This is a genomic window from Mesorhizobium sp. M0830, assembly GCF_040319965.1.
Classification (GTDB): Bacteria; Pseudomonadota; Alphaproteobacteria; order Rhizobiales; family Rhizobiaceae; genus Mesorhizobium.
This window is the reverse complement of sequence record NZ_JAMYOR010000057.1, coordinates 1-21,728: the sequence shown is the minus strand read 5'-3', so window position 1 is coordinate 21,728 and position 21,728 is coordinate 1. Positions and strand designations below refer to the sequence as shown.

Here is a 21,728-nt window from a genome sequence, read left to right as displayed (position 1 = left end):
CGATGCGCTTCCTGTTCTACACTCACTCCGTCGTCTCCGACTGGAATCATGGCAACGCCCATTTCCTGCGGGGCGTCATGCGCGAGCTCATTGCCTGCGGACACAAGGCGTTTGCGCTGGAACCGGCGGACGGCTGGAGCCGCTCTAATCTGCTGGCGGAGAAAGGTCCGTTCGCGGTCGAACGCTTCCGAAAGGACTTTCCCGAGCTGGTGCCGGTTACATATGGGGATGCCTTCGATCACGAAAGCTGGCTGTCGGATGCCGACGTGGTCATCGTCCACGAGTGGACGGACCCTCGACTTGTCGCGGAGATCGGGAAGGTGCGGGCGAGAAGGGGCAATTTCACGCTTTTGTTCCACGACACGCACCATCGTGCGGTTTCCGCCACGCAGTCGATCTCGGCGCTACGGTTGGAGCACTATGACGGCGTGCTCGCCTTCGGTGAGGCGCTGCGCGAGACCTACCTCCGCACCGGCTGGGGCAAGCGTGCGTTCACCTGGCATGAGGCAGCGGATGAGCGACTGTTCCAGCCGCACCCCGAAGTCGACTCGAGATCCGACATCATCTGGATCGGCAACTGGGGCGACGATGAGCGCAGCGCCGAAATTCAGGAGTTCCTCGTCAACCCGGTGCGCGAACTTGGCTTGTCCGGCACCGTTCACGGCGTCCGTTATCCGCGAGAAGCGCTCGCCGATCTTGCCGCCGCGGGGCTCCGCTACGAGGGCTGGATCGCCAACGCGGACGTGCCGAAGGCTTTCGCGGAACATCGCCTCACCGTCCACATTCCCCGGCGGCCCTATCGGGAGAGCCTGCCGGGAATACCAACGATCCGCATGTTCGAGGCACTCGCCTGCGGCATCCCGCTCATTTCGGCCCCGTGGAGCGACGTGGAAGAACTCTTCAGACCAGGCACAGACTTTCTTTTCGCCCACGACGGATCAGAGATGCGCCGTCACCTTCGCGACGTACTGAACGACGCGGAGCTGGCCGCCTCGCTGACAAGGTCCGGCCTCGAAACCATCCGCGCGCGACACACTTGCCGCCACCGGGTGCGCGAATTGTTCGACGTGCTCGCCGAATGCGGGCGTCATCAAGCCAACAATCCAGTCGTCGCTGAGGAGGCCCTTGCATGAAGATGGCATTTTACGGATCGAGTCTGCTGTCGTCCTATTGGAACGGCGCGGCGACCTATTATCGCGGACTGCTCAAGGCACTGTCGCGACTGGGTTACCAAATTACCTTTTATGAACCGGACGCATATGACAGACAGAAAAACCGCGACATGGATGCACCGGACTGGTGCAACGTCGTCGTTTACGAAGCGACCGCCAATGCGCTTGTGCAGGTTGCGGCGCGCGCAGCCGAAGCCGACATCGTCGTCAAGGCGAGCGGCGTAGGCTTCGAGGATGATGCGCTGCTGCGCGCCGTGCTCGACAACGCCCGCGCCGATGCCCTTACCGTATTCTGGGATGTCGACGCCCCGGCGACCCTCGGTCAATTGCGTGCCGAGCCGGATCACCCGCTTCACCACGCGCTGCGGCAAATTGATCTGGTCCTCACCTATGGCGGCGGCGATCCGGTCGTCTGGGCCTACCGCACGATGGGTGCGACCGAGTGCGTGCCGATCTACAATGGACTCGATCCGGAGACGCATCATCCCGTCGCCAGAGACAACCGTTTCGTCTGCGATCTCGCGTTCCTCGGCAACCGTCTGCCGGACCGAGAAACGCGGGTCGAGGCGTTTTTCCTAGATCCAGCCGCCAAGCTCGCCGGGCAGCGCTTCCTGCTCGGCGGGTCGGGCTGGGGCGACAAACCGCTTCCGGCCAATGTCTCATGGCTCGGCCATGTCGGAACGCGGGATCACAACGCTTTCAATGTCACACCAAAGGCGGTGTTGAACATCAGCCGTGACAGCATGGCAGCGAACGGCTTCTCGCCAGCCACGCGCGTTTTCGAGGCCGCGGGCGCGGGCGCCTGCCTGATCTCGGATGCCTGGCTCGGAGTCGAATTGTTCCTGACTCCCGGCGAGGAAATCCTGATGGCGCGCGATGGCGATGATGTCGCCGAAATCATGGCCACCCTGACGGTCGAACGGGCAAAGGCGATCGGCGCAGCCGCGCTTCGCCGCGTCTTGGCTGAACACACCTATGCGCTGAGGGCTGCCGTGGCCGACGCGGTGTTCAAACGGCATTTCGAACATCCCACCGTGGAGGCAGCGGAATGAGGAAACGGCTCGACATCGTCTTTCTCGGCCTGTCGCTGTCTTCATCGTGGGGAAACGGCCACGCCACGACGTTTCGAGGGCTGCTAAAAGGCCTTCACGAACTCGGTCATCGCGTCACTTTCCTGGAGCGCGAGACACCCTGGTACGCAAACCATCGCGATCTTCGCGATCCCGATTTCTGCACATTGCGCTACTATGAAACAACCACCGAGCTTCATCGCAACTATGCCCGCGAGCTGCAGCGGGCCGACGTCGTGGTCGTTGGCTCCTTCGTTCCGGAGGGAAAGGCGGTTATCGACATTCTGGCTGCACTTTGCGTCGGGCAATTCTGCTTTTATGACATTGATACGCCGGTGACGCTTGCCAAGCTCGTCGAAGATGACTGCGACTATCTGAGCAAGCGGCAGGTACCCTATTTCGATATCTATTTCTCTTTCACTGGCGGGCCGACGCTTGCCCGTCTCGTCACGGACTTTGGTGCGCGGCGGGCCGAGCCGCTCCATTGCTCCGTCGATCCGGCACGGCATCATCGAACCGGAAACGCAGTCGACTGGGATCTCGGCTATCTTGGGACTTACAGCTCGGACCGGCAGATGGCATTGGAGGCGCTGCTGCTCGAACCGGCGCGCCAGATGCCGGACAAACGCTTTGTCGTCGCCGGTTCGCAATATCCGCCGGATACGGCCTGGCCGGACAATGTCGAACGCATCGAGCATTTGGCGCCCACCGATCATGCTGAGTTCTACAGCCGCCAACGCTACACGCTGAACCTGACCCGCCAGTCGATGATCACGGCTGGATGGTCGCCGAGCGTAAGGCTTTTCGAGGCAGCCGCTTGTGGCACGCCGATCATCAGCGATCGCTGGCGGGGGCTTGAGAGCTTCTTCCCCAAATCGACGATCCACACCGCCGCTCGATCTCAAGACGTGATCGAGATCCTGTGCGGCCGATCGGAGCGTGCCAGGCTCAGCATGGCCATGAAGGCGCAAGCCCTTGTACTGGCGTCACATACCGGCGCGGCAAGAGCTCGCGAATTGGTTTCGCTGTTGACCCGGTCGAGGCAGGAACCTCCGGTCCTGGACATCGGGAGTGCAGCATGATTGGCAGACAGGAGAAAATCGTGACGCGGCAGTCAAAAACAAAGGCGCGGCGGACGCCGACGGTGCTCGTCGCCGGCGGCGCGGGTTTTGTCGGTTCGCATCTTAGCGAGAAGTTGATCGAGTGCGGCTACCGTGTGATCTGCGTCGATAATTTCCTGACGGGCCGCATGGAGAACATCCGACCGATCATGAATCATTCGCGCTTCCGGTTGGTGGAGCAGGATATTTGCCGATCTTTGAAACTGGGGGAACCAGTCGAGCGCATCTTCAACCTGGCCTGCGCCGCATCGCCGCCGCGCTACCAGGCGGACCCGATCCATACCACCCGGACCTGCGTGATCGGGACACTGAACCTGCTTGATCTCGCCGCTCGAAATAACGCTCGTTTCCTGCAAGCTTCGACCAGTGAGGTCTATGGCGATCCAGAGCAGCATCCGCAAAGGGAAGACTATCTCGGCCATGTGAACTGCACAGGCCCGCGCGCCTGTTACGATGAGGGCAAGCGAACGGCGGAAACTCTCTGCTTCGATTATCTGAGGGCGGGCAAGGCCGACACGCGCGTCGCGCGGATTTTCAACACCTATGGTCCGCGAATGGATCCGGCCGATGGCCGCATCGTCTCGAACCTTATCGTGCAAGCTCTTGAAAGGCGACCGCTGACGATATTCGGCGATGGCAAGCAGACCCGATCCTTCTGCTTCGTCACCGATTTGGTGGATGGCCTGCTTAGGCTCATGGATGCCGAGCCCAATCCACGCCAGCCAGTCAATCTTGGCAATCCGGGAGAATATACCATCCTTGAGCTGGCCAAACTGGTCAGCGAAATGGCCCGCATCAGGCCCGCTCTGAAGTTCCTGCCTTTACCGCAGGATGATCCTCGCCGGCGGCAGCCCGACATATCCCGCGCAAAGGCACTTCTCGGCTGGTCGCCCAAGGTACCGCTCCGGCATGGCTTGGTGCAAACGATTGCCTATTTCGCCGAGCTTGAGACAAGCCGGATGGATGGCCCGATGACGCCGATCGCCAAAACCATCCCTCCCTCTCTGGGCAAGCTGCAGGATCTGCCGGCCTGAGCCCGTCTTATCGCCTGCAAGCTCCTCGGCGTGCAGGCGTGGGCCTGGCGGATTTCATGGTTCACTTTTTTCACGAACACGGAACATCCTGCCGGACTTGGGGTTGAGCCATAGGACCTGGCATGGAGAGCCTTGCTGTGCAGCCAAAACGATCCGCCAAAGACTTAGAGCAGGTGGCCGCCCAGGAGACGGCCGCCTTTCTGCGAAGAGCCTCGATTACTTATCTCGAATGTTGCGTTAGCCTGATGATGACGCACCTCGAACGTGAGGAAGTGGCTGCCATTCTCGAGCAGGAAGCCGACATGCTGCGAAACCTCGATTGAGACTGGCTGCTGTTGGTCCGCTCAAAGCGACCGATTTTGGGGCGGCTGGCGTAAGCTTTGTAATTATTCCGTATCGCAAGGAACATTCGGGCGCGCAGACAGTTCGGCCATGGAACTTACCTCAACAGCACATGGCGGCAGTTTCGTGGAATCAAAAAAGGTTCGGATTGCTATAGCCGGGGTGGGCAATTGCGCGTCTTCCCTAGTCCAGGGTCTCACATACTATCGAGACGCCAGAGGCAACGAGCCGATCCCGGGCCTCATGCATGCTGATCTCGGCGGCTATCACGTCGATGACATCGAGGTGGTCTGCGCTTTCGACATCGCCAAGGGCAAGGTGGGCCGCGATGTCGCGGAAGCCATCTACAGCGCACCCAACAACACATTCCGCTTTGCCGACGTGGCAAAAACAGGCGTTCGCGTCGAGCGCGGCCCGACGCTTGACGGCATCGGCAAATATTTGCGCGATCAGATCGAGGAGGCGCAAGAGCCGGTCGCCGACGTCGGCGCACAGCTTCGGCAAAGCGGCGCCGACGTGCTGATCTCATACCTGCCGGTCGGATCCGAGGAAGGAACACGCTTCTACGCCGAATGCGCGCTTGAAGCCGGCTGTGCCTTCGTCAACTGCATTCCTGTTTTCATTGCCTCACGGCCGGAATGGCGCCTCCGCTTCGAACAGCGCGGTCTGCCGCTGGTCGGCGACGACATCAAAAGCCAGGTCGGCGCGACGATTGTCCACCGTTTGCTTGCCAATTTGTTCCGCGAACGCGGCGTCCGCATCGACCGCACCTATCAGCTCAATTTCGGTGGCAACACCGACTTCCTCAACATGCTGGAACGAGAACGACTGGAATCGAAAAAGATCTCCAAGACGCAATCCGTGACGAGCCAGATCGATGTACCGCTCGAAGCCGGCAATATCCATGTCGGTCCAAGCGATCATGTGCCTTGGCTTACCGATCGCAAGTGGGCCTATATCCGCGTCGAGGGCACGACTTTCGGCGGCGTGCCGCTCAATGCCGAGCTGAAGCTGGAAGTGTGGGACTCGCCAAATTCGGCCGGAGTCGTGATCGATGCGGTGCGCTGCGCCAAGCTGGCACTCGACCGGGGCATAGCCGGCGCCCTGACCGGACCCTGCAGCTACTTCATGAAGTCGCCACCCGAGCAGTTCACAGACGCCGAGGCTCGGCTGCGCACGCTTTCCTTCATCGCCGGCAGGGACGAGCCGATGCTCGATGCCGCGGAATGACGACCACGTTCTTCCTGATCCGCCACGCGGCGCATGACCATGTCGGCGACTATCTTGCCGGACGCATGGCGGGAATTCGCCTTGGCGCGACGGGCAAGGCCCAAGCCCTGCGCCTGGCCCGCCGCATGGCAAGCGAGCCTATTGCAGCCGTCTTTTGCAGCCCGCGCGAGCGCACGCAGGAGACTGCGGATCCGGTTGCTGTCCTTTGCGGCACCGGGACCTGCATTGTCTGTGAGGAACTCGACGAAATCGACTTCGGCGTCTGGTCGGGCAGGACCTTCGAGGAATTGAGCCGCGACGCCGCCTGGCGACGATGGAACGACCACCGACAGGAGGCGATGACGCCTAGCGGCGAAACCATGCTGGACGTCCAGCGCCGTATTGGTTCGCTGATCGAGCGCCTTCGCAAACGCCACCAGAACAAGGCCATCGCACTGGTAAGCCACGCCGATGTGATCAAGGGCGCCGTCTGCGGCGTGCTTGGCCTGTCACCGGGAGACTGTTTTCGCTTCGACATCGATCCCGCTTCGATCACGACAATCGTCTCCGGCGACTGGGGCTCTAAGCTGATCCGCTTGAACGAAGCGGCCTGATGAGGACAGCCAGATGCGGATGGTCATTTTTGGTCTCACCGTCACGTCCTCATGGGGAAACGGGCATGCCACGCTGTGGCGCGGGCTGATCCGTGCCCTTGGCGGGATGGGATGGTCGGTCACATTTTTCGAACACGACACGCCCTACTACGCCCGAACGCGCGATCTCCACCATCTCGACGGCGGCGATATCGTTGTCTATCCCGACTGGGAGGTCATCCGCCAGATCGCCGAACACGCGATCGAGCAGGCAGACGTCGTGATCGTCACCTCCTACTGCCCCGACGCAGTCGACGCTTCACTTCTGGCCCAAAGCGCATGTCGCGGCTTGAAGGTATTCTATGACCTGGATACGCCCGTTACGCTTGCCCGCATCGAACAAGGTGAACTTCCGCCTTATTTCGGACCCGAGGGCCTTAGAGATTTTGACCTTGTCCTGAGCTATACCGGCGGAACCGCAATCGACGCGCTCAAGACAACTCTGGGCGCGCGCCTCGTCATGCCGCTCTATGGCCATGTCGATCCCGAGCGGCACCGGCCGGCGGAGGCCAGGGCCGAATTTGCCGGAGATCTGTCCTACCTCGGAACCTACGCGGCGGACCGTCAGGCCGGTATGGAAAGGCTGCTCGTCCGCCCGGCCTTGCGCCTGCCCGAGCGCCGCTTCGTCATCGGCGGCGCACAATATCCACTGGAGTTTCCGTGGAGCGAAAACATCTTCTTCGTCAGGCACCTGCCGCCCGCGGACCATCCGGCCTTCTTCTGCTCCTCCCGCCTGACGCTGAACGTAACACGCGAGGCAATGGCCAGAAGGGGCTGGTGTCCCTCGGGCAGGCTGTTCGAGGCTGCCGCTTGCGGCGCAGCCATCGTCACCGACGCCTGGCCAGGTCTCAGCAGCTTCTTTAAGCCCGGCAGCGAGATCATCGTCGCCGACACCACCGATGATTTGGTCGCCGCGCTCCACTTGCCGGACAGCGATATCGACGAAATCCGGCGCCGCGCCCGCGAACGGGTTCTCGACGAACATACCTCCGCGGTACGCGCCAGGGATCTCGATCGCATCCTGTCGGATGCGCGGCACGGCTCAACGCCGCAGCAGCCGTTGAAGGAAGCAGTCTGATGTTGGGCATCGTGCCTGCCGCCGGGCGCGGCAGCCGCATTCAACCGCTCGGCTTCTCAAAGGAGCTCTTGCCGGTCGGCAGTCGTATCGACGGCGCGGCCGAGCGCCCCTGTGCGGTGAGCGAATATCTGGTGCGCCGCATGGTGCGTGCCGGTACCGACAAGATCTGTTTTATCATCGGATCGGAAAAATCGGATATTCTCGAGTACTACGCGGCCGGGTATGGCGATGCAGTCGCTGTCTTCGTAGTGCAGCCCTCCCCCGTTGGCCTTTGCGACGCAATCTTCCGCGCCGCGCCCCTCGTCGCACAAGACGAGACAGTCCTGATCGGCTTGCCCGATACGATCTGGTTTCCAGAAGAAGGCTTCAGCCGCCTGCCGGATGACAAGCTTTCGTTCCTGCTGTTCCCGGTAGACCGTCCTGAACTCTTCGATGCCGTCATCCTGGAGCAGGACGGCCGGGTGCAGGCAATCCAGGTCAAGCAGCAGGACGCCGCTACAAACTGGATCTGGGGCGCATTCAAGATGCCGGGCCACGTGTTTCACCAGCTTGCGGCGTTGTGGCGCGAAAGAGACCGTTCCGACGAATATATCGGCACGCTTGTCAACGCATATCTGGCAGCCGGGGGCGAAGCCTTCGGCGTCAAGGCGGGCACAGCCTATGTCGACGTCGGCACCTTCAACGGCTACCGCGCGGCGCTTCGGCTGCTGGAGAACAGTACGGCCACGTTGAATATAACTGAGGATCTGCCCCTCTCGCTGTCTGCTCACGCGAAAATGCCGCTTCATCCAGGCGAAGGAGGCTAGCCATGCTCCAGTCCAGCGCTGAAATCCGCCGTCGCATCGATGCCCTCGGCCCATGGTTCCACAACATGGACCTGGCAGGCATCGAAACCGCGCCTGATCATTTCCTCGGCAACTACCCATTGGTGAAATGGCGCAAGTTCGCCGACGCCATTCCTGCCGACCTCTCCGGCAAGGCCGTGCTCGACATAGGCTGCAATGCGGGCTTCTATTCGATCGAGATGAAACGGCGTGGCGCCAGCCGCGTGCTCGGCATCGATTTCGACGAGGCCTATCTGGCGCAGGCGCGCTTTGCCGCAGAGATCGCCGATTGCGACATCGAATTCCAGCTGCTCTCGGTCTACGACGTCGGCATCCTGCGCGAGACCTTCGACATCGTGTTGTTCATGGGCGTGCTTTATCACCTTCGGCACCCCCTGCTTGCCCTCGATCTGGTCCGCGAGCACGTCGCCGGCGATCTGATGGTCTTTCAATCGATGCAGCGTGGCAGCTCCGACCTGCCCCTCCTGGAGCAGAATTACCCCTTCTGGACGCACGATATGTTCGATCGACCGGAATTTCCGAAACTGCATTTCATCGAGCATCGCTACGCCGACGATCCAACCAACTGGTGGATTCCCAATCGTGCCTGCACCGAAGCGATGCTGCGCAGCGCCGGCTTCGAGATCGTGCTGCATCCCGAGCAGGAGGTCTATTTCTGCCGCGCCACAAGCGAACCCGCCGGCGGCGGCGCCGTCTACCCGTCGAAAGGAGACCTTCATGATTGAAGCCGCGATGATCTGGAATGAGCCGAACAACAAGTCCCACTGGGACCCTGAGCTGGACCCCGAATGGCGCCGCTTCGCCGACATGACTATCCTGGCCGCTCAGGCAGTCGCCGTGGCCAACCCGGCGGTGACCAGGGTCCTCGGCGGCATCTCGCCGATCGATGCCGATTTCATGAAGCTGATGAAGCAGTTCGGCGTGCTCGACCATGTCGATGCGGTCGCCGTCCATGGTTTTCCTCTCGACTGGAACCTCTGGCAGATCCAGGAATGGCCCCAGAGGCTTGGCGAGATTTCGACCGTCACCGATCTTCCCGTGTGGGTCAGCGAGGTCGGCGTTTCGAGCTTCGGCGCAGAGGAAATACAGGTCTGGGGTTTGCGCCGGACCGCTGAACTGCTGCTCGGCAATTCGCCACGCATACAATGGTACAGCCTCTATGATCTGCCGCGTGAATGGGGAGCAACGACGCGCCATCGCGAAGCGGAAGGCTCCTCCTATTATCGCCACTTCTACATGGGTCTTCTGCGGCAGGACGGAACACCCAAGCCCGCGCTCGACGAATTCATTCGTCACACTCCCGAAATGGGACTGGCGCAATGGTTCCACTTCGAGGACCCGAGGCTGGATGACGCGGTCGCCTGGATGAAGCGGTTGGGGGTCACGCAGCTGCGTACCGGGCTTTCCTGGGCCGACAGTTTCAGGCCGAACGCCCTGGACTGGTTCGACAGGCAGATGGAGGCGCTTGCCGATTTCGACGTGACCGTAACCTTTTGCTTCACGCCCGAGCACCGCGGAATGATGCCGCATCATACGAGCCCGCCCCTCGTGCCGGAGGAGTTCGCGGAATTCTGCGCGGCGATGATCCGCCGCTACGCCCCCGGAGTGATCGCTTCGCAAGCCAGGGCATTCGGAGCTACGGCTATATGATCATGTCATTGAGCACATGTTCCGCCGCGATGGCGTCCCATGATTTTCCGGCCTGGTCAGGCGGAGGCTCTGGTCCGGCGTTCTGGCGTCGGATCGCTGTTTCCAGGAAGCTTTGGTTCGACCGGACATGACACTCACGATCCTGAATGTCGCCTACCCCCTCGCCGCGACCGGGCCGGACGCGGTCGGCGGAGCCGAACAAGTGCTGTCGATGCTCGACCAGGCGCTGGTACGCGCGGGTCACACGTCCATCGTGGTCGGCTGCCAGGGCTCCAAGGCAGCAGGCATTCTCGTTGAAACGCCTGCCGAGCCAGGCGTGCTCGACGATGCGGCGAAAATCCGGGCACGACAGGCTCATCGCACCGCGATTGCGGCGGCGCGGGCCCGTTGGCCGATCGATGTCGTCCACCTTCACGGCATTGATTTCGACGCCTATCTGCCTGACGATGGCCCGACGCTCGTATCGTTGCACCTGCCGCTCGATTGGTATCCCGCCGACGCCCTGCGCCCGGCGCGCGATGATCTATGGCTGCATGCCGTGTCGGCCTCCCAACAGAAGACGGCGCCGCCAGGCGCCATGCTCGTTGCGCCGATTCCAAATGGCGTCGATATCGATCAATTGTACGAAAGGCGATCCAGGCGCGCCTTCGCGCTGGTGCTCAGCCGCATCTGTCCGGAAAAGGGCATCCATCTGGCTCTCGACGCGGCCAAGCAGGCTGGTCTCCCGCTTGCTGTCGCGGGCAAGGTCTATCCCTACGAGACCCACACGCGCTACTTCGACGACGAGGTTCGGCCGCGGCTCGACAGGCAGCGCCGCTTCGTAGGTCCGCTCGGTTTTGCGGCGAAACGCCGGTTCCTCAACGCGGCTCGCTGCCTCGTTATTCCGAGCCTAGCGCCCGAAACCAGCTCGCTTGTGGCGATGGAGGCGCTCGCCTGCGGCACACCGGTGATTGCCTTTCCAAACGGAGCGCTGCCGGATGTGGTCGAACACGGCAGCACCGGCTTTCTCGTCGACAATGTCGACGACATGGCGAAGGCCATCATCGCGTCATCCGACCTAGACCCCGAGACATGCCGCGCCGCGGCACGGCACCGCTTTTCGCTCGATCGCATGGTCTCGTCGTATATCGACACCTATCATGCCCTTGCTCGGCTCGGCACCGGCCACAGCAGCCCTGCAGTGGCGACAGGGTGAGCGGACATGCTGCGCGGCGAGGTGATCGATGATCCCACCGCCCTTGCCGCTCTGGAGCCCCACTGGTGGCGGCTCTGGGCATCCAGCCGGACGGCGACGCCTTTTCAGTGCCCTGCCTGGCTGCTTGCATGGTGGGAAGCATTTGCACCTGGCGAACTGGCGACGATTGCGGTCTGGCGTGACGAGGATTTGGCAGGACTGGCGCCGCTTTATCGGGAACGGGCAATTTCTGGTTCGAGGCTGCTTCCGGTCGGAATCTCCCTGAGCGACTATCTGGACATTCTCTGCCTGCCCGGCATCGAAATGGCTGTTGCCGGCATCATTGCCGACGTGGTTGCCAAGATCGAATGGTCGCAATGGATTCTACCGGACCTGCCGGCCGACGCTGCCGGCCTCGCCATCAGCCATCCCGCGATGGAAGCCAGCGAGGCCGTCAACCATGCGGCTTGTCCCGTACTCGCGATTGCCGGTGACGACCGGCTTGCAGGCTGCGTTCCTTCACGGCGACGGCGACAATTGCGTCGCGCGTACAGAGCCGCTTGCGGGCGCGGCCGTGTCTCGGTCTGGCCGGCACAGAACGATCCCCGATTGTTCCTCGATCATCTGGTTCGCCTGCACGGCGCGCGCTGGGCCGGTTATGGTGACGGCGTGCTGAACGGCCCCAATGTCAAAGAGTTCCATAGCCACGCACTGCCCCCGCTCGCCGCGCATGGTCTTGTCCGATGCTGGCTCATAGCCATCGACGACCAGGTCATAGGTGCCTATTACGGCTTTCACCATCGTCAGCGCGCCTATGCCTATCTTGGCGGTTTCGACCCAGACTATGCCGAGGTCAGTCCCGGCGCGATCCTAATCGGCCACGCCATAACCGAGGCACTTCGAGAAGGCGCTAGCGAGTTCGACTTTTTGCGCGGGCGCGAGGCTTACAAGTACAGTTGGGGCGCCGTCGATCAATGGACAAAGCACAGGATCTGGACTCGAGGCTCGATCCCGTGAGCGGGGCCGGACATTCGCCACGGGCATCGGCCGCAAGAAAAGCGATCGAGCATTGGATGTCGGAAGGCGCCGGCGCCGAAACGATCATCGCCAGGCTCGCGCTTCTTTTCGAAGTAGGCATAGACGCTGGCGAGCTGGCTCAGATCGCACAGGACATGTCTTCGACGGATCTTCAAAACCAGGACAAGCTACAACGGGTCGCCAGCCTGCTCCGTCACAGGCCCGATACCTTGGCGCTGTTGCGCGAAACAGGTGCTGCTGTTCGCCATCGACGCGACGAAGCGGAAACGGATGCAGCGGTGGTCCAGCGACTTGCGTCGAGCTTCGATGCGGCAGCGAGGATTTCATCGGCGGCAAGCGTCCAGTTGTCGTCCCTCGGCGATGAGGAAAAGCTCTCGGCTGCCACCGCTGAGATCACCGGGTGGCTGCAAAGACAAGGCTTCACCGGCGCCGGACTTCGTATACTGGACATTGGCTGCGGCATCGGGCGTTTTGAAATCGCGCTTTCCCCCGCCGCGCTGCGGGTCGTCGGGATCGATATATCGCCGAGCATGATTTCGATCGGGCTTGAGCGGTGCGCCGCGCTGCCAAATGTGGAACTCCGGCTGACCTCGGGCCTCGATCTCGCCGATTTCGGCGACGCCAGCTTCGATTGCGTGCTGGCCGTCGACAGCTTTCCCTATCTGGTGCTGGCCGGACTCGCGGAGCGATACTTGAAGGAGATTGGGCGCGTGCTGAAACGACCGGGCATGGCTGCAATTCTGAACTACTCCTATCGCGGCTCTCCAGCGCTGGATCGCTCCGAGATCAATCACCTCGCCGAAGCATACGGCATGCAGGTTGTGATCGATGGCGAGAGGCCATTCCGCCTGTGGGATGGAACTGCCTTCATGCTCGTACCGGTTGGAACATTACGGCCCGGCGCGGGTTCGGGCGTCGATGAAGAGCGCAGCGTGAGGTCAACTTGACGGCAGTGCATCGATCCGATTTGGATCTGGCCCCGATCGGTGCTTCCGCCTGCTGCGACAAGTGTCGGGTGATGTGATACCGGCTGAGCCGCGACGTCCAAACTGGCGGACGCTCGGCGCAAAATAGCAGGTCATAAACGAAGCCCGGCGCGTTGATCGGCTCGACGCTGCCCGCAGTTGTGGAAATAATGACCAGGGTTCGTTTTGTTGGCGTAGACGGCCCTGCAGCGTTATTGAACAGTTCGGTTCTGTGCTGGCAACATGACGAGGATAGAACCTGGTAGGGAACACGATGTCTCGCTCGAGCGACGATAACATTGATCCGCAGGTCAGTCTGGTGCTGGACCGGGAAATAGCCTCCTTGCTGGCGGCGATAGAGCAGGAGAAGGTCCCCAATCGGCTGAAAGACCTGGCGGTTCAATTGCAGAACGCGCTCGTCGAAAAGCGTCGCCTGGCGGCAAAGAGGAATTAGCTGCCTCGCCTATCGTGTGCCGAAGCCCAAACGTCCTTCGGACACGTGACCGCGCCTTTCCAGCAGCGTCTGCAGCGAATTTTCCCCAAGACGCTCGAGTACGCCGGCGCGTGCGCGGTTGAGACGGCTTTTAACCGTTCCCACCGCACAGCCGCAGATTTTGGCCGTTTCTTCATAGCTCACGCCGAGAACTCCGATCAGCATCAACACCTCGCGTTGTTGTCTCGGTAGTTGCTGGATGGCGCTATAAACTTCCTTGCGCTGGATCGACCACTCCTGCGCAGCCTCCGAAACGGGAACCAGGGAGGCGCAGTCGAGCAGCCCCGGGCTCTCCCTGTCGGCAGCTTTTATGCGCGTGTAGAAGGTGTTGCGCATGATGGTAAAGAGCCACGACTTCATCCGGGTTCCCGCTTCGAATCTATCGAGGTTGGCAAGACCCTTGGTCAACGTTTCCTGGACAAGATCATCCGCATCGTCCGGACTGCGGCAGAAGGTACGCGCAAAGGCCCGCAAGGCGGGTATCAGGTCAACGATCGAAACTTGCTCGGTTTCTTGGTTGGCCAAAGCAAAGCCCCTGGAGGACAATGGTGCAGCTCCCGGCAGAGATGAATTCTGTGACGCAGACGTAGCTAAATGCGTGAGGGTTTGGATCGTTCCTGACTTCGAGATAATCACTCAAAAATCCCGCATCGAGTCGCCATCTGTAGTGAGAGCGGCGCGCTACCCTGCGCGCGTTGCCGCCTCGGCAAGGTCGCGAAATTCGGACTTTGTCAGGCCGAGCCTCGGCCCGGCAATTCGGTCTGCTGCCTGACCTGCTCCGGCAATTCGTCACGCGCACGCTTCGCTTCGCCGGTGGATTGAGATGCGCCCCGCCCCAATCGATCCTGTCGGTCCAGTTCGTGCTCCACCGTGTGGCGCGAACCCTCCGCCGGGTCCTCTTCGGGATGGTTGTTGGCGGGATCATCAGCTTGCTCTTTGGGCTTTCGTGCCCTGCTTTCGCGGCCTTGCTTGAGGCGATCGTCTTTACCTGGGACGGTCCGGTTTCCGCTGATTGTTTTGCCTGTGTTTTTCATGAGTTCGGTCCTGACGGTTTGCGGCGTGGCGTTTGCCGATGCTGATGCCGTACCGCGTGCTCGGAGGAACGACAGACCGACCATTTGGTTGCGTCCGCCTAGCGTTAGAGCCGGCAGGCCCAGCTTCCCGCCATTCCACATTCCTTGAACTGAAGGGTGGTTGCCAAGGCATCCTTTTACAACCAATCGCGTTATGGCCTCTGGCATTGATGGTGATTTCTTCATGGCAAGGTGCACGAGCCCGGTCGTCCGCCCCAGGAAACGGAGACGACCATCCGTATCGGCTAGCCTTTCGCATCCAGCTCGAAGCTCGTTCGGCAATCACCTTGCAGGCATCGCGAACCCGGCCGGCACCGCCTCAATATTGGCCTTGACGGGATGCAGCGACTGGCAATCCGCGCTCCATGCGCGTGGTTCCAATGCCCGCAGCATTCTTGATCTCATCTGGTCCTTTGGCGCGGTTGCGACGACAACATGGCTGCTTGTCATGGCGGCAATGGCAATGGCGCTTTTCCACCGCCGTCGGGCGAGAGCAGGCCAGCCGCCGCTGCGTATCGACAACCACCGGGAGCGCCGGTTCGGCCGCGCTGTCGTAGGCGCCACAGCGTCGACCGTGTTAATCTTGGCTGCGCTGACGTTAACGAGCTTCTTCGCGGGCCGATCCGTTGCCTCGCTGAGCGGGACAGCGACGCTCACCGTTCGCATCACCGGGCATCAATGGTGGTGGGAGATACGCTATCCCGGCGATAATCCATCGCGGATGATCGTCACGGCCAATGAAATCCATGTCCCTGTCGGCGAGCCCGTCAAGATCAATCTCGATTCGCCGGACGTCATTCACAGCTTCTGGGTGCCAGGCCTCGCTGGCAAACGGGACCTCATCCCGGGCCGGCCGAGCGAACTCACCCTCATTGCCGATAAGCCCGGCGTCTACCGAGGCCAATGCGCGGAGTTCTGCGGCTACCAGCACGCCCATATGGCCATCACCGTCATCGCGGAAAGCCGCGAGGCGTTCGACATGTGGCGATCGAGGCAAGATGCCGCCGCAGCCGCGCCCGTCGGAGACGAAGAACGCCGCGGCCAGCAAGCCTTTCTTTCCACCGGCTGCGCGCTCTGCCACACTGTAAGGGGCACGCCGGCCAACGGAACCATTGGGCCTGACCTTACTCATCTCGCAAGCCGACGCGCATTGGCCGCCGATACGCTGGCGATGACACCCGGTGCGCTTGCCGCATGGATCGCCGATCCGCAGTCGACGAAACCCGGCGCCAAAATGCCGCGTGTTGCGCTCAGCGCCGACGATCTCAACGCGGTCGCCACCTATCTTGGAAGCCTCGAATGAGCGGCATCGCGGGAAAGGCAGTCGGGCAAAAGCAGGAAAAGGGTCTAAAAGGTATACGCGACACCGGCCTCGAGGAGGCGCGGCTGCACGCCTTTCTGGCGCATGCCTGGCAGACACCGAAAGGTCTGTATGGCTGGCTGGTGACGGTCGACCACAAGCTGATCGGCCGGCGCTATATGGTAACAGCCTTTGTGTTCCTCGTCCTGGCGGGCCTGTCGGCGCTCGCCATGCGGTTTCAGCTCGCAACGCCCGAGGCCGGTCATATCGGCCCCGATTTGTACAACCAGCTCTTCACCATGCACGGCACGACGATGATGTTCTTGTTCGCCGTGCCGATAATGGAGGCGTTCGCGATCTACCTTGTGCCGCTGATGATCGGCACCCGCAACGTCGCGTTCCCGCGGCTCAACGCCTTCAGCTATTGGGTCTATCTTTCGGGTGGCCTGATGATCTGGATCGCCTTCGCATTCGACACGGGGGCGGATGCCGGCTGGTTCTCCTACGTGCCGGTGGCCGGGCCCGAATATGGAATCGGCAAGCGCCCCGACTTCTGGGCGCAAATGGTGACCTACACGGAAGTGTCGGCACTGGCGGTTGCCGTCGAGATCATCGCGACGGTTTTCAAGCAACGCGCACCGGGCATGACGCTCGATCGTATCCCGCTCTATGTCTGGTCGGTCCTGATTATGGCGTTCGTCATACTGTTCGCCATGCCCGCGGTGATGGTGTCAAGCACGATGCTGATCCTCGACCGGCTGGTCGGCACCAAATTTTTCGACCCCGAAGCCGGAGGCGATGTGCTGCTGTGGCAACACCTCTTCTGGTTCTTTGGACATCCTGAGGTCTACATCATCTTCATTCCGGCAACCGGCTTCGTCTCCGCGATCCTGCCCACCTTCGTCCGCCGACCGGTGTTCGGCTATCTTGGGATCGTGCTGTCACTGATAGCTATTGGCTTGCTTTCCTTTGGGCTGTGGGTGCATCACATGTTCGCCACCGGCCTGCCGCAGCTCGGCGAGAGCTTCTTCACCGCCTCCTCGATGATGATCGCCATTCCGAGCGGCATCCAGATCTTCTGCTGGATTGCGACGATCTGGGGCGGCCGGCCGATCTTCGCCACGCCCATGCTTTTCGTACTCGGCTTTATCTTCACCTTCGTGATCGGCGGCCTGACCGGGGTCATGGTCGCCTCGGTGCCGCTCGACCTGCAGGTGCACGATACCTATTTCGTGGTCGCGCATCTCCACTATGTGCTGGTCGGCGGCGCCGTCTTCCCTTTGCTCGGCGCCGTCTATTACTGGTTTCCCAAGATCACCGGTCGCATGCTGTCCGAGAGGCTCGGCCGCTGGAATTTCTGGCTGGTCTTCATCGGTTTCAATCTCACTTTCTTTCCCATGCACATTCTCGGCCTGCAGGGCATGCCGCGCCGCGTCTACACTTATCCGCCGGCAAGCGGCTGGGGCGAGATGAACCTGTTCATCAGCGTCTCGTCGCTGGTGGTGTTCGCCGGCTTTGCGCTTTTTTTCCTGAACGTCCTGCTCAGCCTTCGCGGCGGCAGCATTGCAGGAGACAATCCCTGGGGGGCGAGCACGCTGGAATGGGCGACGACGTCGCCGCCGCCTTCCTACGATTTTTCGCGCCTGCCGGTCGTAACGCATAGGGAGCCGCTCTGGGATGAGCCCGACACGCTTCCGGTCGTCGAGGGCTTGCGCGTCGATGCCCGCGAAGTGCTTGCCAGCACGGTCGCCGACGCGGTGCCGCAACTGCGCCAGCCATCGGCCGGCAATTCGATCTGGCCGCTGCTTTCGGCCATCGCGGTGGGCGGCGCGTTTCTCGGTTCGATCTACACGCCATGGGCCGTGGTGTGGGGTGCAATACCGGTCTCGATCAGCTTTATCTGCTGGTTCTGGCCGAAAGGCGAGCCGGAGGACGAGGAATGAGACACCGCCCGGTCGCCGACGTCAGCCATCTGCCGACATATGATTTCGGCGCCGCAAGCCCCATGTGGTGGGGAACCCTTGCCTTCATCGCTCTGGAAGCAACCGGTTTTGCCTTGGCGATCGGTACCTATTTCTATCTGGCCGTGCTGGCCAAGCATTGGCCGATTGGCGCGCCGGCGCCCGATCTTTTGCCAGGCACGACGATATTGATCATGCTGCTTGCGAGCGTCGTCCCCAACCATCTGGTGGAGCTTTGGGCGCGGCGGCAGGACCTCACCAAGGTCCGCATCGGCATTGTGATCATGTCGATTGCCGGAATTCTTCCCCTGATCGTTCGCATCTGGGAATTTCCTGCGCTCCGGATCTCCTGGGACCAGAATGCCTACGGGTCGATTGTCTGGTTCCTGCTCGGTCTTCACACCTCACATCTTCTTACCGATGTCGGGGACACAATCGTGCTTGCGGTTCTCATGTTCACGCAAAAGGGCAAGGCCGGACGCCGTCTCAGCGACGTGTCGGACAACGCCTTCTACTGGGACTTCGTGGTCGTCTCGTGGGTCGTGCTCTATCTCATCATCTATTGGGTTCCGAGGATCTAAAGATGCAGGCGATCCGCACCGGTATTTCCTGGGCAGGTCTGGTGGCCGGACCAACCGCGTGGGCGGTATCGCTGCAGCTCGATTATGCTATTGCGTACTGGCAATGCCACACCGGCTTTCGTCCCACCGCCTTGTTCTCCCTGATCGGTGTCGCCGTCGCGACGGCGGGCGTCCTGTTGTCGTGGCGCGCCGCCCATGACCGCAGGCACGGTACGAGCCCGCCCATGAAGGCACGCACGCGTGCGTTTCTAGCCAGAACTTCGGTTGGCATCGGAACGCTGTTCATGCTCATCATGCTGGCGCAAATGGCGGCCGGACTGATCTTCACCGGGTGCGAATTGTGACCATGCGCAGGAGCCTGCGGTCGGCTATCTGTTGTCGGAAGGCTTCGCTTCGGCTTATCGCGATCCCTGCACCGTTGGGCCTCGTCTTTCAGATCATTACGGTCGCCTCGATAGTGTTGGTTCCGTGCACACAGCTGCGGGCGGATGAAATCCAGAAAGGCGAGTATCTCGCCCGTGCCGCCGATTGCGTCGGCTGCCACACGTCCAACCCGAGCCGCCCGTTCGCCGGAGGCTACCGCGTGCCAACCCCCTTCGGCGATGTCTATTCGACCAACATCACACCGGACCTCGATACTGGCATCGGGCGCTATTCCGCCGACGAGTTCGTGCGGGCGGTTCGGGAAGGCGTCAGGCGCGACGGGGCCGATCTTTACCCGGCCATGCCCTTTGACAGCTTTGCCAGAATGACCCGCGAGGACGTGCTGGCGATCCGCGCCTATCTGCTCACGCAAGTGCCGATCGCCCAGCCCCGACCGAGCAATATCCTTCCCTTTCCATTCAACCAGCGTTGGGCGCTCGGGCTGTGGAAACTTGCGAATGTCCATGTCGGCGGCTTCGCACCGGATCGGAGCCGAACCGGAGCTTGGAACAGGGGCAGCTACCTGGTCGAGGTCCTTGGCCACTGCGGCGCCTGTCACACACCGAGGAACACCACATTCGGCATGGATGAAGATCGCAAGCTTGCCGGCGGCACCGCTGGCATCTGGCAGGCTTTCAACATCACCAATGACAAGATCGCGGGCATAGGCAGCTGGAGCGACGACGAACTGTTTCGATTTCTCAAGACTGGCGCCGTGCCTGGGAAAGCCTATGCAGGCGGTCCGATGGCCGAAACAGTCATGAACAGTCTGCAACACCTCTCGGATGACGATATTCGAGCCATGGTCACCTATCTAAGGGATGTGCCTGCCCAATCAGGCGAGGAGAAGCGGCCGCGTTTCGCATGGAGCAATCCGCCTGTTGCCACGGCCAATGACTCATCGAGGACCACGGCGCAGGGCAGCGGCAACTCGGCAGGCGCCGATCTTTATCGGTCGCTCTGCGCGGGATGCCACGGGGGGAATGGAGAGGGATCGGCGGACGGCTCCTATCCGTCGCTCACCCGCAACAGTGTGCTCGGCGCCGCTGCTCCCGAGAACGTCGTCATGACGATCCTAGCCGGCGTCAGGGCGGGCGACGTGGCCGGCCGCAAATCGATGGCGGCCTTTGGCGACTGGCTGGATGACAGCCAGGTGACGAGCCTTGCCAATTATGTGACCGCGCGGTTCGGAAATCCCGAAGTAAGCGTCACAGCAGCCGACGTGCGCCAGATGCGGGCGGGCTCGACAACAGAACAGACGGTCATGCTGCTGGCAGCACAGGCTCTGGTGGCTGGTGGAGCGGGATTTATGCTCGTTTTGGCGTTCCTGCTCGCAAGGCGCCATGGAGCAATTGCAAGACAAATGTGAAGCGGCCGTCCGTCGGGAATGCGAGCGAGGAATCTGCACCCAGGCCGTTTCACGTTCGTGCGTAGAGATAGGCGGTGATGTCGCGCGCCTCCTGCTCTGACAGGTTGGTGTTGGGCATGGCCGTCCTCGGATCGACGTCCCGCGCTCTGCTGATCCAGCGCATCATTGCATCTGGAGAGGTTCGCAAGACGGTGCCTGCCGCATACGTTCTCTGCGCAACGCCCCGCAAGGAGGGGCCGACCGTGCCTTGAGCACCGGGGACACCAGGAATTTCGTGGCATCCGCCGCAGCCATTGCGGATCATCGCCGGAATGCCGCGCTCGGCATCGCCGCCGACCGCCTGCATGATCGTAGTCTCGCGCAGGCTCTCGCGGTGGTTTGCCTGGACGAACCAGACCGCCAAGCCGAGGCCGACGGCCGCCAATATGCCCTGCGCCCATAAGAGCCCCGACCTTGCTTGCCGGATGGACGCAGGCTGTCGACCCATGGATCCGCCACCTTCTCTTGCAGCCGCAAACATGCTGCCGGTTGTGCATTCACTGGAAGTGAACAAACCGGCAGCGCTTTCAGGCAGGCGCTTATTTGTTGCAGTTCTGAACGTTCGACGTTGCCGTGCCGCTGGCGGTGTTGTTGTCGACATCGTTGCCCGCCGTGTCCTTGCAGCGATCATTCATGCCGTTTGGGCCCCTCGTCGAATTTGTCGCGTTTGGATCGACAGATGTTGTCGGCGTACCGGAGCCGGTGCCCATGGTGCCGTTGGTGCCGGTCGTGCTGCCCGCCTGGGTCGTGGTGGAACTTGAACCATTCGATTGCGCCATGGCCGAGGTAGCCAAGGCGATGGTGAGCAGGGACGCGGAGAGGATTTTCGTAATCATGTAAGCCTCCATCGGTTCATGTGCATTGCCACAACCAACGAGCATTTTTCGGAGAGGTTCCCTTGAATAGAATTGTGTTCGGTCAGGTTTTTTCACCCCGGATTTCAACTGCCCTGCCGTTGAATTCGTTGGTGGTGCACAAAAGGGCTGACCATCAGTCGGCAGGTTCGGGCGCTTCGAATTACGGAGTGTTCGAGACCGTCGCCGTTCAGCTTTGCGACTGAGGGAATTCTACGGCTCGTCGATGTCCAGCTTCGAGGGGTTCTGCGAAATGAGACGCTCTTCCTCGTCATCCGGCAGCG

At 61.5% G+C, this 21,728-nt stretch carries 24 protein-coding genes; 20 read left to right on the top strand and 4 right to left on the bottom strand.

Annotated elements, in window-relative coordinates:
• The first annotated feature begins 2 nt into the window (after nt 1-2).
• The 15 genes from NKI20_RS26395 (at nt 3) to NKI20_RS26325 (ending at nt 13,805) form a co-directional block, all read left to right on the top strand.
• Nucleotides 3-1,133 (top strand): CgeB family protein, encoded by a 1,131-nt coding sequence (locus tag NKI20_RS26395; RefSeq protein WP_352835874.1) that lies wholly within the window; start codon nt 3-5, stop codon nt 1,131-1,133.
• Complete coding sequence (locus NKI20_RS26390) at nt 1,130-2,224, top strand: CgeB family protein (protein ID WP_023758305.1); 1,095 nt, start codon at nt 1,130-1,132, stop codon at nt 2,222-2,224. The genes NKI20_RS26395 and NKI20_RS26390 overlap by 4 nt, the downstream gene beginning before the upstream one ends.
• A complete protein-coding gene (locus tag NKI20_RS26385; RefSeq protein WP_352835869.1) occupies nt 2,221-3,324 on the top strand; it encodes a CgeB family protein in 1,104 nt (367 codons plus the stop codon). Before NKI20_RS26390 ends, NKI20_RS26385 begins: the two co-directional genes overlap by 4 nt.
• Nucleotides 3,321-4,397: a UDP-glucuronic acid decarboxylase family protein gene (locus tag NKI20_RS26380; protein WP_352835929.1), complete on the top strand. Its 1,077-nt coding sequence runs from the start codon at nt 3,321-3,323 to the stop codon at nt 4,395-4,397. The genes NKI20_RS26385 and NKI20_RS26380 overlap by 4 nt, the downstream gene beginning before the upstream one ends.
• Before the next feature lie 122 nt (nt 4,398-4,519).
• On the top strand, nt 4,520-4,720 hold the full coding sequence (locus NKI20_RS26375; RefSeq protein WP_031259830.1) for a hypothetical protein: 201 nt from the start codon (nt 4,520-4,522) through the stop codon (nt 4,718-4,720).
• A 145-nt stretch (nt 4,721-4,865) separates the two neighbouring features.
• Nucleotides 4,866-5,969: an inositol-3-phosphate synthase gene (locus NKI20_RS26370; RefSeq protein ID WP_023758301.1), complete on the top strand. Its 1,104-nt coding sequence runs from the start codon at nt 4,866-4,868 to the stop codon at nt 5,967-5,969.
• Entirely contained in the window at nt 5,966-6,562 is a 597-nt protein-coding gene (locus tag NKI20_RS26365; protein WP_023758300.1) for a histidine phosphatase family protein, read from the top strand. Before NKI20_RS26370 ends, NKI20_RS26365 begins: the two co-directional genes overlap by 4 nt.
• A gap of 13 nt (nt 6,563-6,575) precedes the next feature.
• Nucleotides 6,576-7,679 (top strand): CgeB family protein, encoded by a 1,104-nt coding sequence (locus NKI20_RS26360; protein WP_023758299.1) that lies wholly within the window; start codon nt 6,576-6,578, stop codon nt 7,677-7,679.
• Entirely contained in the window at nt 7,679-8,485 is an 807-nt protein-coding gene (locus tag NKI20_RS26355) for a nucleotidyltransferase family protein (RefSeq protein ID WP_352835863.1), read from the top strand. The genes NKI20_RS26360 and NKI20_RS26355 overlap by 1 nt, the downstream gene beginning before the upstream one ends.
• Before the next feature lie 2 nt (nt 8,486-8,487).
• Nucleotides 8,488-9,249, top strand: coding sequence for a TIGR04290 family methyltransferase (locus NKI20_RS26350; protein WP_023758297.1), 762 nt, complete (start codon nt 8,488-8,490; stop codon nt 9,247-9,249).
• Nucleotides 9,242-10,174, top strand: coding sequence for a glycosyl hydrolase (locus tag NKI20_RS26345; protein ID WP_023758296.1), 933 nt, complete (start codon nt 9,242-9,244; stop codon nt 10,172-10,174). The genes NKI20_RS26350 and NKI20_RS26345 overlap by 8 nt, the downstream gene beginning before the upstream one ends.
• Nucleotides 10,175-10,301: 127 nt before the next feature.
• Entirely contained in the window at nt 10,302-11,369 is a 1,068-nt protein-coding gene (locus tag NKI20_RS26340) for a glycosyltransferase (RefSeq protein WP_352835858.1), read from the top strand.
• 6 nt (nt 11,370-11,375) lie between these two features.
• Nucleotides 11,376-12,365 (top strand): GNAT family N-acetyltransferase, encoded by a 990-nt coding sequence (locus NKI20_RS26335; RefSeq protein ID WP_352835854.1) that lies wholly within the window; start codon nt 11,376-11,378, stop codon nt 12,363-12,365.
• Nucleotides 12,366-12,595: 230 nt separating this feature from the next.
• Nucleotides 12,596-13,333, top strand: coding sequence for a class I SAM-dependent methyltransferase (locus tag NKI20_RS26330; protein WP_352835851.1), 738 nt, complete (start codon nt 12,596-12,598; stop codon nt 13,331-13,333).
• 292 nt (nt 13,334-13,625) lie between these two features.
• A complete protein-coding gene (locus tag NKI20_RS26325; protein WP_023758292.1) occupies nt 13,626-13,805 on the top strand; it encodes a hypothetical protein in 180 nt (59 codons plus the stop codon).
• Nucleotides 13,806-13,814: 9 nt separating this feature from the next.
• On the opposite strand, the gene NKI20_RS26320 is transcribed toward NKI20_RS26325, so the two are convergent.
• Nucleotides 13,815-14,369, bottom strand: coding sequence for a sigma-70 family RNA polymerase sigma factor (locus NKI20_RS26320; RefSeq protein ID WP_023758291.1), 555 nt, complete (start codon nt 14,367-14,369; stop codon nt 13,815-13,817).
• 206 nt (nt 14,370-14,575) lie between these two features.
• Nucleotides 14,576-14,962: a hypothetical protein gene (locus tag NKI20_RS26315; RefSeq protein WP_352835846.1), complete on the bottom strand. Its 387-nt coding sequence runs from the start codon at nt 14,960-14,962 to the stop codon at nt 14,576-14,578.
• A gap of 250 nt (nt 14,963-15,212) precedes the next feature.
• Here NKI20_RS26315 and coxB point away from each other — a divergent pair, with 250 nt between their 5' ends.
• The 5 genes from coxB (at nt 15,213) to NKI20_RS26290 (ending at nt 20,551) form a co-directional block, all read left to right on the top strand.
• Nucleotides 15,213-16,220 carry a cytochrome c oxidase subunit II gene (coxB, locus tag NKI20_RS26310; RefSeq protein WP_502898165.1) on the top strand — a complete coding sequence of 336 codons (1,008 nt, stop codon included), beginning with the start codon at nt 15,213-15,215 and terminating at the stop codon, nt 16,218-16,220.
• Nucleotides 16,217-18,160, top strand: coding sequence for a cytochrome c oxidase subunit I (ctaD, locus tag NKI20_RS26305; RefSeq protein WP_352835840.1), 1,944 nt, complete (start codon nt 16,217-16,219; stop codon nt 18,158-18,160). The genes coxB and ctaD overlap by 4 nt, the downstream gene beginning before the upstream one ends.
• Nucleotides 18,157-18,759, top strand: a complete 603-nt coding sequence (locus NKI20_RS26300; protein WP_352733477.1) for a cytochrome c oxidase subunit 3 — start codon at nt 18,157-18,159, stop codon at nt 18,757-18,759. Before ctaD ends, NKI20_RS26300 begins: the two co-directional genes overlap by 4 nt.
• Nucleotides 18,760-18,761: 2 nt before the next feature.
• Nucleotides 18,762-19,103, top strand: coding sequence for a hypothetical protein (locus tag NKI20_RS26295; protein ID WP_352835836.1), 342 nt, complete (start codon nt 18,762-18,764; stop codon nt 19,101-19,103).
• Between the two features lie 239 nt (nt 19,104-19,342).
• A complete protein-coding gene (locus NKI20_RS26290) occupies nt 19,343-20,551 on the top strand; it encodes a c-type cytochrome (protein WP_352835834.1) in 1,209 nt (402 codons plus the stop codon).
• A 49-nt stretch (nt 20,552-20,600) separates the two neighbouring features.
• On the opposite strand, the gene NKI20_RS26285 is transcribed toward NKI20_RS26290, so the two are convergent.
• Both NKI20_RS26285 and NKI20_RS26280 read right to left on the bottom strand, forming a co-directional pair.
• Complete coding sequence (locus NKI20_RS26285; RefSeq protein ID WP_352835831.1) at nt 20,601-21,038, bottom strand: c-type cytochrome; 438 nt, start codon at nt 21,036-21,038, stop codon at nt 20,601-20,603.
• A 91-nt stretch (nt 21,039-21,129) separates the two neighbouring features.
• Complete coding sequence (locus tag NKI20_RS26280) at nt 21,130-21,426, bottom strand: hypothetical protein (RefSeq protein WP_031259823.1); 297 nt, start codon at nt 21,424-21,426, stop codon at nt 21,130-21,132.
• Between the last annotated feature and the right edge of the window lie 302 nt (nt 21,427-21,728).